Annotated in this window: 10 protein-coding genes; 5 read left to right on the top strand and 5 right to left on the bottom strand. The window is 61.6% G+C overall.

From position 1 onward, the window contains the following. Positions 1-672 precede the first annotated feature (672 nt). The 4 genes from J3U87_RS09200 to J3U87_RS09215 all read left to right on the top strand — a co-directional run bounded on the left by J3U87_RS09200 (position 673) and on the right by J3U87_RS09215 (position 6697). Positions 673-3675 carry a TonB-dependent receptor plug domain-containing protein gene (locus tag J3U87_RS09200; RefSeq protein ID WP_237382748.1) on the top strand — a complete coding sequence of 1001 codons (3003 nt, stop codon included), beginning with the start codon at positions 673-675 and terminating at the stop codon, positions 3673-3675. Positions 3676-3809: 134 nt separating this feature from the next. Next, positions 3810-5054, top strand: coding sequence for an ABC transporter substrate-binding protein (locus J3U87_RS09205; RefSeq protein WP_237382749.1), 1245 nt, complete (start codon positions 3810-3812; stop codon positions 5052-5054). Continuing rightward, complete coding sequence (locus J3U87_RS09210; protein WP_237382750.1) at positions 5035-5913, top strand: hypothetical protein; 879 nt, start codon at positions 5035-5037, stop codon at positions 5911-5913. Before J3U87_RS09205 ends, J3U87_RS09210 begins: the two co-directional genes overlap by 20 nt. Then, on the top strand, positions 5906-6697 hold the full coding sequence (locus tag J3U87_RS09215) for an ABC transporter permease (RefSeq protein WP_237382751.1): 792 nt from the start codon (positions 5906-5908) through the stop codon (positions 6695-6697). The genes J3U87_RS09210 and J3U87_RS09215 overlap by 8 nt, the downstream gene beginning before the upstream one ends. 762 nt (positions 6698-7459) lie before the next feature. On the opposite strand, the gene J3U87_RS09220 is transcribed toward J3U87_RS09215, so the two are convergent. The 3 genes from J3U87_RS09220 to J3U87_RS09230 form a co-directional block, all read right to left on the bottom strand. Continuing rightward, positions 7460-8080, bottom strand: coding sequence for a hypothetical protein (locus J3U87_RS09220; protein WP_237382752.1), 621 nt, complete (start codon positions 8078-8080; stop codon positions 7460-7462). A 51-nt stretch (positions 8081-8131) separates the two neighbouring features. After that, positions 8132-8758: a hypothetical protein gene (locus tag J3U87_RS09225; RefSeq protein ID WP_237382753.1), complete on the bottom strand. Its 627-nt coding sequence runs from the start codon at positions 8756-8758 to the stop codon at positions 8132-8134. Between the two features lie 64 nt (positions 8759-8822). Beyond that, the gene (locus J3U87_RS09230) at positions 8823-9794 is read right to left on the bottom strand and encodes a radical SAM protein (RefSeq protein ID WP_237382754.1); all 972 of its coding nucleotides are present in this window, start codon (positions 9792-9794) and stop codon (positions 8823-8825) included. A gap of 322 nt (positions 9795-10116) precedes the next feature. Here J3U87_RS09230 and J3U87_RS09235 point away from each other — a divergent pair, with 322 nt between their 5' ends. Then, on the top strand, positions 10117-10911 hold the full coding sequence (locus tag J3U87_RS09235) for an ABC transporter ATP-binding protein (protein ID WP_237382755.1): 795 nt from the start codon (positions 10117-10119) through the stop codon (positions 10909-10911). A gap of 1024 nt (positions 10912-11935) precedes the next feature. Here J3U87_RS09235 and J3U87_RS09240 read toward each other — a convergent pair. After that, a complete protein-coding gene (locus tag J3U87_RS09240; RefSeq protein ID WP_237382756.1) occupies positions 11936-14128 on the bottom strand; it encodes an alkaline phosphatase family protein in 2193 nt (730 codons plus the stop codon). An 87-nt stretch (positions 14129-14215) separates the two neighbouring features. Beyond that, entirely contained in the window at positions 14216-15823 is a 1608-nt protein-coding gene (locus J3U87_RS09245) for a peptide chain release factor 3 (RefSeq protein ID WP_237382757.1), read from the bottom strand. Between the last annotated feature and the right edge of the window lie 328 nt (positions 15824-16151).

Raw genomic sequence — 16151 nt, forward strand, 5'->3', positions numbered from 1 at the left:
CTGGGCTCCATGCGTGACGCAACACATCGAGGTTCACGATCAGGTCGAGGTCGACCGGGCGCCATCCGGAACCGGAAAGAGGCTCCGCATTCCGGACGAGTCGAGGGTGGGTACGGCGTCAGGTCACGGCAACCAGGTTGAAAAAGCAACCTACATCTGCACACCCGGCTGTGCCCGAGCCCTGACAACCGATACCCTAGGACCGGGTACGACTCGCCGATGGCGGCGCGCCATTCCCGGAACGTCATTTCGAGATGAACACCAAACTATAACACTTCGCCGGGAAGATGAGGCAAGCCGTGCTTCGTGCATGGGAGATCTTCGCCGAGGCGCGGATGGCGAACCGAGGTTCGGGCTCGCCGGAATAGGCACCGACTCCGAAATGTTCCCCACCCGAAGAATGCCCTTTCTGCAACACACTCCAGGTCGGACCCGCATTGAACACCCCGCTCCTCCACAGAAAAGACCCAGTTAAACCTGCCACCCGCCTGTTCTCTTTGTTAAAATCCAGGCGCGATTCCTCCTACCGTCTTTTCGCGATTCCGGCAGGCTCGTGCGAGCCGGCCAGGGTTGCCGTTCACCCTGTCGAGATGCCGCACCAGGCCCCGCCGCTGCGGGATGTCTCGAGGCCGACCTCGAGGATCAACCTATGAATTCGGAGGCCATCAAGCCATGAAGCGTTCGAGCTTCCCCTCCAGCCGGCTCATCCCGGGCTGCATCTGCATCATGTTCCTGATTCTGACTCCCTGCGCCTGGGCCCAACAGGCCGGGATGGAAATCACCGTGTTGACCCATCCCGAAAAATCGGCCCAAGCAGGGATCGTCGTCGAAATCGTCAACGAACACATCGGATGGCAGCGATCGTTGTCCACCAACGACCTTGGCAAGGTCCGCCTCGACGGACTGTCCACTTCCGGATTCTATCGGGTCTCGGTACCCGGCGATGCGGCCTATCACCCCGTCGAAACCGATCCCCTGACCCTGCGCACCAATTTCGTCCACAGCGTCACGCTGCTGCGCATTCCCATCCAGAGCCGGCACGAGGAACTCACGGTCACGCGTGGGTTCACCGCGGTCAACGGGATCAATGGCGAAATTTCCTCGACGCTGCGCGAAGAGGAAATCGAACAGCTCCCGATCGAAGGCCGCGACATCACCCGCGCCCTCTACCGGCTGCCGAACGTGAGCCAGGCCACCGGCTTCTTTCCCGAGGCCCCCACCGTGAGCATCAACGGCGCCAACTCCCTGTACACCAATTACATGATCGACGGCATGGACAACAACGAGAATTTCCTGGGCGGCCAGAAGTTCCCGATCCCCGTCGGCTTCGCCCGCAGCATCACGGTCCTCACCAACAACTACTCGGCGGAGTTCGGCCGCACAGGCAACGGGATCTTCAACATCACCAGCAAGAGCGGCGGCAATCAGGTGGAGGGCGAATTGTTCTACGGCAGCCGGCCGGGTCCTTCGCTGGACGCCGATTCGCCACATGCCCAGCGCGACCTCTCCGGTAACCAGGTGAAGGACGGGTTCCGCCGCGATCAGTTCGGTTTCGCCATCGGCGGCCCCATCGCCAGCGGGCGCACGTTTTACTTCGCGAACCTGGAACACACCCGCGACCGCAAGGATAATTTGCTCACCTCACCCTCGCTGGGCGTGAACGACACGGTGCCCGGCGAGAACCAGTTCACCTACCTGAGCACCAAGATCGACCACCACTGGTCGCAGTCCTGGAGCTCCGCGTTTCGAACCAACGTGGGCCTGGTCGAGCTGGAACGCCAGGGCGGCGGGCTGGAGGGCGGCGTCACCTTCCCTTCGGCCGCCAATCGCCAGGATCGCAACGCGGCCCTGGTCGCGTTGAGCAACAGCTACGTGGGCGACGGTTTGACCTACGAAACCAACCTGCAATTCTCGCGCTTCCGCTGGGACTACGCCGAGCCGTTGGACGGTCCGGGCCCGCAGATCACAGTGCTGGATCCACAGGGTTTGACCGCCGGCGTGCTGGGTCATCCGGGTTTCGTGTTCGACAGCCTTGAAAAGACCTGGCAACTTCAGCAAAAGCTCACTTTCGCGCGCGGCGCACACCTGATTCGGGTGGGCTACGACCTGATAGGTGCCGATTTCGAGCTGGAGGGTGGCGGCAACGTCAACGGTAACTACCTGGTTCAACTGACCCAGAGCCAGCAGGACGCCTTGATCGCCAACCAGAACGGCGCGGCGCTGCGACCCGAGGACCTGCCCGCCGATGTGGCCGTGCTGGACTACGGGGTCGAACTTCAACCGGCCTCGTTCGGAAAACGCCAGCTATTGCACGGCTTTTACGTGGAAGACCAATTCGCCGTCAACAGCCGGCTGGACATCACCCTCGGCCTGCGTTACGACTACGACAACCTCACCAAAGGCGGCGGCACCAAGGCCGACGACGACAACTTCGCACCGCGTTTCAGTTTCAACTACGCCTTGGACGAGCGCGCCGTCGTTCGCGGCGGGGCGGGCCTGTTCTACGAGAAGCTGCCCTACGCGATCTACAGCGACGCACTCCAGCAGAACTCCACCTCGGAAGGCTTTCGCAATCAGCTCCAACAATTGATCGAGCTGGGTATCCTCCCCGCCGACACCGACCTGGATCGCGTGACCTTCGATGGCAACCTGACCGTGAATCCCACCGACGTGACCTACCTGAACGGTCCCACACCGGCCGACAGCCAGGACTTGCGCGCCACGACGTTCAGCAACGAACGCCGCATCCTCAACCCCAACGGCTACGAGAACCCCCGTACCTTACAGCTCTCGCTGGGCTATCAGCGCCAACTTCGCGAGGACATGCTGTTCTACGTCGACTTGATGTACACGCGCTCGGAGAACCTGGTGCTGCTGCGCGACCTCAACGCGCCGGCACCCTACAGCATTTCACGCGAACAGGCGGACACCCTGAGCCCGGCGGAGTTGGCCGCGTTGGTACGCTCGCCCGAAGCGGCCGACGCCACCCGCCCGGTCGCACCGGTGACGGGTGGCGCCCGCAACATCGTGATCTCGGAAACCTCGGGTGAATCGCGCTACAAGGCCGCCAACCTGAACCTGATCAAGGATCGCGGCAACGATCGCTACGCCTACCGGATTTCCTACACCCTCTCCGAGCTCCGCAACAACACCGAGGACATCAACTTCCGAGCGGAGGACAGCAACCTGTTCGACGACGAGTGGGGCCCCTCGATCAACGACCGCACCCACGTGATCAATCTGATGGGCTCCTACCAACCTCTGCCCGCGCTGACCCTGAGCCTGGCCGGGCTGATCCAGAGCGGTCAACCGATCAACCGCATCCCCGATGCCTCGATTTACGGTACCACCGACCTGAATGGCGACGGACGCTCCTTCGGCGACGCCTATGTGGGCAACAGTGACCGCTATCCGGGCGAATCCCGCAACAGCGATCGCCTGCCCTGGTCGCGCACCTTCGACCTGGGGATCCGCTACGATCTGGGCGTGGCCAACCACCGTCTGGAGCTGCGGGCCGACGTGTTCAACCTGTTGAACGCCACCAACTTGAGCGGATACGCCAACAACGCCACGCAGAGCAACCAGATTCAGGCGGGTCCCATTGGAACCCCGTTGGTGCGCCGCAATGCAGCGCCTCCCCGCCAGTTTCAATTCAGCCTGCGTTATTTGTTTTAAGTGATTTGCTTTAATATGAATGAATTCTGACGATTGAAAGGGCTGCGTGACACGGACCAGTCCCCTGCCCGGCTCCGTTCTCGCGGAGCTGCGGGACGGGCCTGCGCGCTGCGGCCCTGGTACGAGGTTTGTGGATGAGTTCTTTTCTCTCGAGGCCTTTCGGCCGCGTGGTTCCGGCCCTCCTGGCGGGAACGCTGTTGTGGCTCGCGATGGCCTGTGGCCGCCAAGAAGCCCCCGCTCCGGATCCGATCACGATGGAATGGTCGGCGATCGAAACCGCCGCGCGCGGTCAGGCGGTGACCATGGCCATGTGGATGGGCGACCCGTACATCAACAGCTACATGCGGGATTACGTGGCCGTGGAGCTGGAAAAGCGGTACGGGGTGCGCCTCAACATCGTCGGCGCTCAGGGCGGCCAAATCGTTTCGGCGATCATGACCGAAAAAGAGGCGGGCACGGCCACGGGCGCCTACGACCTGGTTTGGATCAACGGCGAAACCTTCTACCAGCTTCGCCAGATCGAAGGTCTCTACGGACCCTTCACCGAGAAACTGCCCAACGCGGCCTACATCGATTTCGACAACCCCTTCATCGGCATCGATTTCCAGCAGCCGATCGACGGCTACGAATGCCCCTGGGGCAACGTGCAAATGGCCCTGATCTACAACAGCGAACGGGTGGCCGAGCCTCCACGTACGCGCGCAGCCCTGGCCGAATGGGTGGCCGCCCATCCGGGACGGTTCACCTTCGACAGCTCCTTCACCGGGATGACCCTGCTGAAGTCCTGGATGATCGATCTGGCCGGGGGCCCGGAGCATCTCGCCGGCCCCTTCAGCGAGGAACGGTACCGCGAACATTCGGCCAAATTGTGGGCCTTCGTCAACGAGATCAAGCCCAACTTCTGGCGCGAAGGCCGCAGCTTCCCCTCCTCCGTGGCCCAGATGCACCAAATGTTCGCCAACGGCGAGCTGGACTTCACGATGAGCAACAACGACGGCGAAGTGGACAACAAGGTCCTCCAGGGCCTGTTTCCCGAAACGGCGCGGGCCTTCGTCTTCGAAGGCGGCACCATTCAGAATTCCCACTACCTGGGCATCGTGGCCAACGCACCGAACAAGGCTGGCGCCCTGACGGTCATCAACTTCATGATCTCTCCGGAAGCCCAGCTCGAGAAACAGGATCCGGCGATCTGGGGCGACGGCACCGTCCTGGCCCTCGACCGACTGCCACAGCCCTGGCCGGAACGGTTCCTCAGCCTGCCGAATCGCCGCTTCGCGCCGCCGCGTGCGGAGATTCAGGACAAGGCGCTGATGGAGCTCGCCCCCGAGTACATGATCCGCCTCTACGACGATTTCCGCCGTGAAGTCCTGGGTGAGTGAACGGCTGCGTCATCGCGGTTGGGAGGCGTCGGCCTTTGCGATCTACCTGGTCGTGGGCGTTCTGCCGATCGCGGCCGGGTTGATCTACGCGCTGGCCTACTCGGTCGGCCTGGCGGGCTTGCTGGGCAAGGGCTTCACCCTCGCCCACTGGACCAGCCTGGCGGGTCAGGCCGAAGTCTGGCTCTCGCTTCTGACGAGCGCCCTGATCGCCGCCGCCACGATGTTCCTCACCCTTCTGGCCGGCGCCTGCTTCGCCCTGGGTCTGCGCACCCGGTTGCGCCAGGGTGTCGTGGCCTACGTGGTTTATTTTCCCCTGGCCCTGCCCGCCACCGTCGCCGCGTTCTTCGTTTTTCAGGCGCTGTCCGATGCCGGCCTTCTCGCTCGCGTTTTCCACGCTTTGGGGTTCATTCGACGACCGGGCGAATTCCCCGCCATGATCCACGATTCCTGGAGCCTGGGCGTGATCGCGGCCTTTCTCATCCTGAGCGTCCCTTATTTCACCCTTTTCTTTTCCCAAGTCTACCGCACCGAGCACTTGGAAGAGCTGTGCCGCCTGACCCTCACGTTGGGCGGCAAGCGCCGCGACTGCCTGCGCCGGGTTATCGGGCCCATTTTTTGGCGGCGGGGCCGCAGCCACATCGTGCTCTGGTTCATCGCGATGTTCGGCGGTTACGAGATCCCGCTGTTGTTGGGCCGTCAAACCCCACAGATGATTTCGGTTTTGACCATGCGCAAATACCAGATGTTCGACCTCGCCAGCAAACCGCAGGCATTCATCGCGGCATTGCTGTACTTCGCCATCGTAAGCCTGTTGATGCTTTGGGCCTTTCGCGATGAACGGCTGGATCGCGATGTTTGAGGCGCGCGGTGTTCGTGGCGCCCTGCTCGGCGCGTCACTGGTCGCCTTCTGTGCGGCGCCGTTCGTGCTCATGCCGTTGTTGTCCCTGGCCGGAGACTGGTCTTTCCCGGACCTGGCTCCGGGCACGCTGAGCCCCCGCGCCTGGCTCGATTTCCTGGGCGGCAACAACCCGGTCGGCCGCGTCTTGCTGCGCTCCAGCCTGATTTCGTTGGTGGTCGCCGCCTCCTGCACGCCCATCGGGTTTCTGGCCGCGCGTTTCGTGGCCTACGATCGCGGCCGCAAACGGTGGTTGCTGTTGGCCTACGCGCCCTACGCCTTTTCCCCGGTCATCCTGGGAACCTGTCTGCTGTTCCTGTACCTGCGCCTGAACCTGGCCGGCACCCTGACCGGCGTGATCCTGGCTCAGTCGATGTTCGCACTGGCCTTTGCGATCGTGTTTTTCGTGCCCTTCTGGAACCGCCGAGTCCTGGCGATGGAGGAACTGGTCTACACCCTGGGCGGCACGCGGTTGCAGGCCTTCACCCGCGTCCTGTTGCCGCTTTCGCGGGAGTTGCTGTTGATCTGCTTCTTCCAGTGCTTTCTGATTTCCTGGACCCAATACGGCCTGACGCTTCTGATCGGTGCGGGCAAGGTCCAGACCCTGCCGTTGATGGTATTCGAGTACGTCAACGAAGCCAATCCGTACTACGCGGCCCTGGCCTCGAGCCTGCTGATCCTGCCACCCGCGTTGTTCATCGTCTTCAACCGTCGCCTGGTTTTCACCCGCGAGCGCCCGGCCGGCTGAGCGACGGGAAGCGCGCCATCGGGCGGGAGTGCCCGCATTTCCAGAGGTGAATCAGGCCTGTAGGTTGGCCTGCCAGGCCGACGCTTCGAAGTAACCCAAGCAACAGCAATCAATTGCACCAAAGAGCGAAGCCGATCATTCTCCTCACGCCCCCAATCGGAAACCGTAAAGTCCAAGGTCCCCGCATCGTGAGAGGGGCGTCGCGCCTGTAGGTTGAGCCGGGCCGCGCAGGCAGCTTGCTCAACCAATCGAAGTTACCCATCTCTACCATTCTAATGGGCTTATGAGCGAAGCACGGATCTCGGAAGTATCTTTTTCGACGAAGTACCAATCTGTAGAGTTCCCACATGTGGAGAGGGGCGATATGGCGGTAGGTGCCGGGCCCGCCCAGGGTCCGGGCCGACAGAATTAACGCCTCTCAAAACATACGGGCTCTCCGCAGGTTGAAACTTCAATAGGGAGGATGCTGCCAGGGTAGGTGCTTCGTTCTTGAAGTGTATGGTTTAATGCCAATTGCGTTGCTTCGATTGGTGGAGCAAGCTGCTCCACCTACAGGCCTGACGCCTCTCTCAGCTTGCGGGCACCGCCAACTTGGGTGCCTCGATGAACGCGTGGCTGCCAACGCAAGACGCTTCGCTCCTCGGCGTAACCCACTTCCGTTGCATATGTTGCTTCGATGTGTCGGCCCAGCGGGCCAACCTCCAAACCTGACGGCTCTCTCGCCATGCGGGAACTGCCCACCAGAGCGCTTCGAAGGGAAGTTCAGCGTGCGGGGCTGGGGGCTTCGACGCAGGACAACACCCACTCCGTGAAGGCCGTCATGTAGTGGTCCAGGTGACGGATCTGGTCGACGCCGTACTCGACGATCGGATCCTTGGTACTCGCGAACAAGGTGCCGCCGAAGGCCGAGGTCTGCCAGGTGATCGCCTCGCCGGAAGCCGTCCGCTGAATGACCCAGGCATCGTCAGGCACGGCCGTGTAGACCCCGTGGTGGTGCCAAGCCCCGTGCCGCGACGCCAGCCCACCGTAGAGCGGATGGCTGCGGTCGGTGGCGGCGATCGGCGGGCGCGTCGGGTCCGTCTTCCACCAATAATTGTCGATGGGTCGATCTTCCCATGTCGCCGGCAACAGATCCCCGGGGTTGTCGCCGAACACGGCCAGCACCCGACCATCGGTCAACCAGTCGAAAATCAGGTGGCGGCAGGCGGAAAGCGCTTGCCGATTCGATTGGAACGGCACCACCAACACCTCGAACGGGGCCAGGCGTTCGGCCGTAAGCCCATGGGTATACACCAGCTCGTAATTGTCTCGGTAGGGCTCGGTCTCAGCGAACCGGTGTTGGCTCCAAACGCCATTGAACATCAAGCCGATCGGTTTCTGCATGGACCCACTCCTCTTTCGCAGGGATTCAATTCACGGTTGCGGATGATCTCTTCATGCCGGGACCCGACTGCGTGCAAGCAGCCTCAAGGCGTTTTCGTAAAGTGCGGTCAAGCCGTTGGCGCCGCCGTATTCCCGGTAATGACCCAGCGGCCCGCTTGCGGTGAGAAACAGCGTTCCCTGCGTAGAGCGATCGTCCCAGACCACGACCGCCCGATTCCAGGTATCGCGCAACACGACCTGCGCCGAGGGCGCCGGATCGATGTACCCGCAGGCCCACCAACCGCTGATGCCGTTCATGAAGATCAAATCGTCGAGATTCACATCGTCCATCAAGCCTTCCGGGGCATGATCCACGAGGTACCGCACCTCGCGCGTCGGCTTCTGGGTGTCGCAAATCCAGGTATGGCCCGGTACCCAATCGGTGAACCAGCCATCGAAACAGAACAGGGCCCCGCCCCGCTCGAGAAAACCGCGAACGGCATCGCGAATGGCGAACATGGCCACGTGATCGGACCCGTTGGGCACGACCAACAGGTCGTAAGGGTCGAGATCGGGACGGAAATCCGCGCCCACGGGCAGCGCCGTGTATTCGATATAGGATTGATTGGGGAAGGCATCCGCCAATCCATGAATGCCGTTGTCGATATAAGCCGCACGAAGTGGTGGGGTTGTCGTCATGGAACACTCCTGGTCCGAGCGAAAATTCGAGAAAACGCGAGATCGGAATCGGTACGGGAGGGAGTCAAACCTCTATCGGGCCCTGAACGGAAGAGGCATCATTGTGGTGCTGCGAAAAAAATTCGTCGCACCACAGGCAGACGTTTTGAAGTGCCTCGGCGCGGCGTCGCCCGAACGACGCGTCCAAGCCGAGAGCAGCGCCCATGGCGTAGGGGTTGCCGCGGTTCAACGCCCGCCAGACGGGCGAAGCGGCCGCCTGGGCCAGCACGTCGGCGACCCGTTCGGTGCGCGCATCGCCAAGCGGGCGATGGGTGCCGGGGCAACAGGGATTGATGCGCCAAAGTTGAATCGAAATCTCTTGCGGCAGCTCGGTGCCGCCGAGGAACCCGCGCGCGCCGGACAGGATGGCGCAGAAGTTGTGCCCGCCGTCGCGTTTCCAAATGTCTTTTTCCAGAGCGCGACCCCGGGCCCAGTTGCCACCCAGCCACATGTCTTCGGTGGCACCCCAGAACCCGAAGCTGGCTTCCGATTTCAAGTAGTTGTCCTTGTCGATGAGCGGGTCCTGCTCGTCGCCGCGCATGCCGCGCGAACGAAACAGGTCCTCGAGTTCCTGGCGGCGATGGCCCTGGTGCTTGTGGTAGCGATCGATGGAGGCGATGTCGATGCGCGACACACCCAATTCGAGAATGCGGTCCAGGCGTTCCGGTGTCAGCAGATCGCCGTTGGTTTGAAGCATCACCTGGGTGGCCTGGCCATAGCGCTTCCGAAGCGCTTCCAGGATCGCATACAACTTCTTGCGATCGGCCAGCGGCTCGCCGCCGGAGAGGATGATGCGGTCGCAACGAGCCGGGAGGTGATCCACGATGGCCAGGCACTCTTCCAGGCTGATCACCGCGCCGCGTGGTCCGGACAGGTTGTAGCAGTGATCACACTCGTCGTTACAACGCTGGGTGAAGACCCAGTAGACGGATTCGCAATGCTCGAAGTCGGTGTTGATGACGGGCTCGACGGCTTCGGCCGCGTGGGGCGCAGTCATGATTCGGAAGCCTCCAAAAAAGTGCTGGGGGATCGGCGGTGATGCCGTGGTGGCCCATGGAGGGCGAAGATCGACCGATCGCATCATCCACCTCGACACCCATGAAAACCACGTCGGATACGTGCCTCCATTCTACAACAGGCGTCGCGCTCCGGTTCTTCCGAGGCGATCGCCATCGGGGAGGCCGGGTGGAATCGACCGAAGTCGACGGGAGTGTGATAGGGTGAGGATCCAATCCGGGTGCTCGCGTCGGATTTACCGTGGAATGACCGAGCCCGAATCGTCGTTGATATCGCGCAGCCCAAACTCGTTCGGAGGACGCATGACGCCCCAACCCGATTCCCACGCGACGCACACGACGTCGTCAGAGAAGACGCCGATCCTACAAGTGGAGGGTGTGGCGAGACGGTTTGGCGGCGAATCGGTCCTTCGCGACGTAGCGTTGCGGCTCCACGACAAGGAGACGCTGGCGGTGTTGGGTCGCTCGGGCTGCGGCAAGACGACCCTGCTGAAAATCCTGGCCGGATTGACCGAACTGGACGCGGGTCGCATCTGGCTCGAAGGCCGAGAGATCACCCACCTGCCGCCGCAAAAGCGCGATATCGTCTACCTTTACCAGGAGCCCCTGCTGCTGCCCCACTTGAATCTTTTCGAGAACATCGCGTTCGGCTTGCGATTGCGTCATCTGCCCCAGGCTGAAATCTCATCGCGGGTGACCCGATTGATCGAAGAGCTGCAACTCAGCGATCACACCCGCAAAATGCCGCACCAGCTCTCGGGCGGACAGCGTCAGCGGGTGGCGTTCGGGCGGGCGTTGATCGTGCAGCCCAGCCTGTTGTTGCTGGACGAGCCCTTCAGCAATCTGGACGTGGAGATTCGGGCCCATATGCAGACGTTGTTCAAGAAGATCGCGGCCGATTTCGGGATACCGTCGCTCTTCGTGACCCACGACCTCAAGGAAGCGCTGTTGATGGGCGATCGTTGGGCGCACATGCGCGACGGGGTGCTGTGTACCTATCCCAACCGCCAAGCCTTCGTGGAGGATCCGGCGGTGGGCGTCCTGCGCGAGATCGAGTTCTGGTCGGGCCTCGCCGACGAAGGTGCGGAGCCGCGGTGAGCCCGGAAGCCGAGAGAGGCGTCGTGCCTGTAGGTTGGCCCGCTGGGCCGACACATCGAAGCAACCCGAGCAACTACAATCAATTGCGCCAAAGAGCGAAGCCAATCACTCCCCTGGCCGCGCGCCAACGAAGCCACAAAGCCCACAGTTCCCGCATTGCGAGAGAGGCGAAAGGCCTGTAGGTGGAGCAGCTTGCTCCACCAAACGGAGCACATAACCTCCAAAGAATCAGTGTTTTCAAGAGCGAAGCACGCATGTTTGCCGTAACTTCTTCATCGAAGAACGGAACTTCGGGGAGCCCCCATTTCGAGAGAGGCGTCAGGCCTGTAGGTGGAGCAGCTTGCTCCACCAATCGAAGCAACTCATCTTTTTCATTCCAAAGGGTTTATGAGCGAGACACATGCCTCTGCGGCAAATTTTTCATCGAAGGTCCAGCCTGAAGAGAGCCCGCGTGTTTTGAGAGGCGTTCATGCTGTAGGTGCCGGGCCTGTCCGGGGCGCTGGGCCCACGCCTCTCTCGAGATACGGGTTTTCAGGGATTGGACACTTCGAAGAGTCGGCCCGGCGGGCATACCGCCCGTGACGAACCTACCGCCATGACGCCCCTCTCCACATGCGGGAACTCCGCAGATGGGCGCTTCGTTGAAAAAGATACTTCCGAGATCCGCGCTTCGCTCATAAGATTTTCAGAACAAGGTAGATGAAAGGCTTCGATTGGTGGAGCTGGCAGCTCCACCTACAGGCTTGACGGCCCTCTCACGATGCGGGAACTTTGGACTTCATGGCTTCGGATTGGGGAGGTGAGGGGAATGATCTGCTTCGCTCTTTGGCGCATCTGATTGCTGTTGCTTGGGTAGCTTCGATTGGTGGAGCTGGCAGCTCCACCTACCGGCCCGACGAATCTCTCGACTTGCGGGCTCCTTGGACGATCGTTCTTCGATGAACGGAGACAAGCAGTCATCGACACTCAATTCTGAAACCGATGAGCACCGCCGAAAGACCGAGGCCGCCCGGCGGTTGCTACATTAATATATGGAAGCACCGTCCATTTTGACGTCGGTCTCGACGTCCATCAGGTCGAGGATCGAGGGGCACATGTCGGCCATTTCCGGGCTTTCCTTTTTCATCGGGATCGAGCTGAACAAGATCCCCTGGACGTCGGCCGGCGCCAGCGAGCAGTGATCCCCGGACCAGTTCTTGGGGTTGATCTCGGTGATCTTGCTGGGAAGACCCCCCAGGGTGGTGTCCCAGGACACGCGCCACAGCGGCGCGGTCGCCACCCGCAGGTCGGGCGTCTCGCCCGGGTCGTAGTCGCTGTACATCTCGTCGCGGGTGAACACCTTGCGCACGGGGTGCAGGCCCGTCTCCTCGTCGACGAAGGCCTCCAATTTCTCGATCAGTTCGCGACACACGGCGTCGTACTCTTCCGCCTTCACCGAACCCTCCGGCTCACGGCCCTCCAGGTTGATGAAAATCATGCCCAACCCCAGGGCGTAGGCCTTGGTGTTTTCCCAATCCACGTAGTTGAACGGCGTCTGGGCATTCTGCAAATCATCCAACTTCATGGTGGTCCCCAGCACGTTTTTCTTCAGCTTAAGATAGCCGTTGGCGTGCAGCCAGGTGTTGAAGTGGAACTGGTAGCGGAACGACGCGAAACCGTGGTCCGAGCACACGATGAGGGCGGTCTTCTCGAAATCGATCTTGCCCATGGCGTTGCCGACGATGCTGTCCATGCGCCGGTAGGTCTCGCGTAACGCCTCCTGGTAGCGGGGACCCACGTCCGGTTCGTAGAGCGGGTGACCCTCGTCCCAGTAGCGCCACAGAATGTGACCCACGCGATCGGTGAAACTGAAGACCTGCACGAACAGATCTCGGTCGTTTTGGTCCAGGAACGTTTCCATCATCTTCTCGAAGCGGGTCACGGTCAGATCCACATCCTCGAGAAAGTGTTCTTCATCCATCAGGGCTCCGCCGATGGACCAGGTATCCAGCGCCCAGCCCTGGGTTTTGTAGGGCTCCTCGGCCCAGATCTTCTTGGCGAGATCGGCCGGATAACTCAGCGGCAGCGGGGCCTCGGGGTGCAGGTTCACGGGCGTCAGGTACAGTTTGAAGATACCGTCGGCCTTGAGGTAATCCAGGTAGAAGCGGCCGAACCCCTTGAGCGTGATGATCGGATTCACCACGAACTCGAATTCGATGAAGTTGGACCACTCCCCTTCTTTGAGAGAAAAGGACTTGCCGCCCACGTCGACGGTCAGGGTATCACCGGAAACGCCGATGTCGGCGCGCAGCTCGAAATCCTTGGGCACCTCGTAGGGCTTGCCGGCGCGCTTGGCCTCGATCTCGGCCTGGGCATCGTAGAACAGCTTGTTGGGTGCGCCCAGGATACGCGTCTGGTAGGGCGAGGTGCCTTCGAGCCGGTTGATGATGACCGAGAACTGGTTCTCACCGGGATCGAAGGTCGCATCGTTGGTGAACAGCGAGGGTCGGCCGATGGTGCCGCGAATGTCGGGAACCGCCAGACCCGCAATCATTTCGCCGTTGAGCGGTTCGGCCGGAAAGGTCACCGGCAGGCGAACGATGCTGGCGGTCTTGCCCTTTTCTTCGAGCATGGTCCAAATGGGCTTGCCCTTGCGGACGGTCTCCACGCCGGGAATCTCCGACGGTAGCCAGGCCGTCACGGCGAAAAAGACCGGCACGGCCAATGCCAGGCCACCGATGGCCGCGATCACGACCCGCTTGACGATGCGCGCACGGAAGAACAGCAGGAAGAGGAGCCAAAAGGCGACGATGTCGGCGATTGCGGCCAGGATGACGGGATTGTTCTCTCCGAACAGCACCGCCTCGCGCGTTTCACCGCGCAGGGCGAAGTCGGGAATGTAGGTGCCGTCCTTGCGGCGCAGGAAATCGAAGATCCCGGTACGGCCGGGGTTGATGCCCGTGGCGAACGTCGACCAGGAAACGGGTGTCTGCGGCGGATTGGTCGGGGTGAGTGGTTGGTAGCCCCCCATGTCGCGCAGCTTGGTCAGATTGGGAAGCTCACCTTGCGCCATCATGTCGCTGACGAGCTTGTGGTCGGCACCGTCGAAACCGAGGACCACGACCTTCTTGGGTCCGGTCTGGGCCAGGGCCATGCCGGCGCCGAACATCGACATCAAACCCAGCATGCACAACATTCTGCCAAGTCGGGCGGCCCGAAATCCAATTGCAGCAGCCATCTCTCAACCATCCTTTTCTCGTCCTCGACCCGCGAGGAACGGCTTTATCCTATATCTGCGGTTCCCGACGCGCGCCGAGAGCTTCGGTCACGCCTCCACATCCGGCGGATGGGGCAGGAACGTCAAATCCTGTTCGTTGCCGATCACCTGGTTCATGTGCCATTCGTTGCGAAACAGGGCGACCGGGCGCTGGGCTTCGTCTTCCATCAAGGTGAAGGTGAAGGCTTCGGGCGAGTCGAAGTCGCCGACAATCCACCGGGAAGCGGTGTAGTCGAGACGCTCAAAGCGAACCTCACAGCGATACTCTTCCTTCATGCGCTCCTTGAAGACTTCCAACTGCAGCTCACCCACAGCCGCCAGGACCGGGGTTCGCGAGTAGGAACGCGGATCGTAGAAAACCTGCACGACGCCTTCCTCTCCCAACTGCTCCATGCCCTTGCGAAACGACTTGTTGTGGGTCTGATCCGCCAAATGGACGCGGCAGAACAATTCGGGTGCGAACCGCGGGAAGGAAGGGATGCGATAGGGTTTGCCGGCGGTCAGCAGGTCGCCGGACCGAAACAGGCCGGGATTGACCAGGCCGACGATGTCGCCGGGATAGGCCTCCTCGATGATTTCCCGCTTCTGGCCGAACAGGCGGTAGGGGAAGCTCAGCTTGACCTTTTTCCCGGAACGCAAATGCTTGACGGACATGTTCTTCTGGAACTTCCCGGTAGCGACGCGCATGAAGGCCACGCGATCGCGATGGGCCTTGTTCATGTTGGCCTGGATCTTATACACGAAGCCCGAGAACTCCTCCGTCTCGGGAGGCACTTCGCCTTCCACCGTCTTCAGGGCACCGGGACTGGGGGCCAACTCGGTGAAGTGGTCCAGGAAGTTGTCGAGCCCGAAGTTGTTGATCGCACAGGCGAAAAAGACCGGGGTCATTTCCCCTTCGTGGAACAGGTCGACGTCGAAGGGATGAATCAGGCCCTCGACCATCTCCAGCTCTTCATCGAGCAGGTTGCGATCGTGCTCGTCGACCATTTCGGCGAAGTGGGGATCTTCCAGGCCGGCGGTGGCGACCGGCGCCTTCCACTGTCCGCCGGAGGTGCGTTCGTAGAGGTGGACCTTGCGGTTGGGACGCTCGTAGACGCCCTTGAAATCGCCCGGTTCGCCAATCGGCCAAGTCATCGGTACCGCCAGAATGCCCAGCACCTTTTCCACCTCGTCCAACAGCTCGAACGGGTTGAGGCTGGGGCGGTCCATCTTGTTGATGATCGTGAAAATCGGGATGCCCCGCTCGCGGCAGACCTTGAACAGCTTGATCGTCTGGGGCTCGACGCCCTTGGCCGCGTCCAAAAGCATGATGGCACTGTCCACGGCCATCAGGGTGCGATAGGTGTCTTCGGAGAAATCTTGGTGGCCCGGGGTATCCAACAGGTTGTAACAAATGTTGTTGTAATCGAATTGAAGCGCGGTGGAGGTGACCGAGATACCGCGTCGCTGTTCCATTTCCATCCAGTCGGACACGGTTTGGTGGCGGTTGGCCTTTTGGGTGACCATGCCGGCGCGCTGGATCGCACCGCCGTAGAGCAGCAATTTCTCGGTGAGCGTGGTTTTGCCGGCATCGGGGTGGGAAATGATGGCGAAGGTGCGCCGGCGATCGATTTCTTGCTTGAGTTCGGCCTGAAAGCCGCTGGGATCGGTGGACATGAACAAACCTCATTCGTGTGGCCCGCCCGCAGGCGCGGCCGTGAAACCAATGATTCTATCACGTCTGTGAACGCGGTGTACGTGACGGCGCGGATCCCGACGGATGGGGACCGGGCTGGCGCCGAAAGTCAGGCTCTGTTAACATTGCAGGCGCCGCGCGACCCAGCACCCCGCAAATGCGGAAACGCCCGTCGGTTTTCCGGCTCGAGCCCGTCCCCAGATACGGGTGGTCCCCGCAAAACGCGCCAAGGAAGCCAGGCACCAACCCAGCCGATGGGTGCGGCCCAACGATTCCGATACCGCGTGCTTCCAGCGCCGTCCCGAGCAT

The sequence above is a fragment of the Sulfidibacter corallicola genome (assembly GCF_017498545.1).
In the GTDB taxonomy this organism is placed as follows: domain Bacteria; phylum Acidobacteriota; class Holophagae; order Acanthopleuribacterales; family Acanthopleuribacteraceae; genus Sulfidibacter; species Sulfidibacter corallicola.

What these genes read in the sequence shown, in the direction of transcription:
- J3U87_RS09200 (WP_237382748.1), top strand. Translation starts at nt 673, where the DNA reads ATGAAGCGTTCGAGCTTCCCCTCCAGCCGGCTCATCCCGGGCTGCATC.
- J3U87_RS09205 (WP_237382749.1), top strand. Translation starts at nt 3,810, where the DNA reads ATGAGTTCTTTTCTCTCGAGGCCTTTCGGCCGCGTGGTTCCGGCCCTC.
- J3U87_RS09215 (WP_237382751.1), top strand. Translation starts at nt 5,906, where the DNA reads ATGTTTGAGGCGCGCGGTGTTCGTGGCGCCCTGCTCGGCGCGTCACTG.
- J3U87_RS09220 (WP_237382752.1), bottom strand. Translation starts at nt 8,080, where the DNA reads ATGCAGAAACCGATCGGCTTGATGTTCAATGGCGTTTGGAGCCAACAC.
- J3U87_RS09225 (WP_237382753.1), bottom strand. Translation starts at nt 8,758, where the DNA reads ATGACGACAACCCCACCACTTCGTGCGGCTTATATCGACAACGGCATT.
- J3U87_RS09230 (WP_237382754.1), bottom strand. Translation starts at nt 9,794, where the DNA reads ATGACTGCGCCCCACGCGGCCGAAGCCGTCGAGCCCGTCATCAACACC.
- J3U87_RS09235 (WP_237382755.1), top strand. Translation starts at nt 10,117, where the DNA reads ATGACGCCCCAACCCGATTCCCACGCGACGCACACGACGTCGTCAGAG.
- J3U87_RS09240 (WP_237382756.1), bottom strand. Translation starts at nt 14,128, where the DNA reads ATGGCTGCTGCAATTGGATTTCGGGCCGCCCGACTTGGCAGAATGTTG.
- J3U87_RS09245 (WP_237382757.1), bottom strand. Translation starts at nt 15,823, where the DNA reads ATGTCCACCGATCCCAGCGGCTTTCAGGCCGAACTCAAGCAAGAAATC.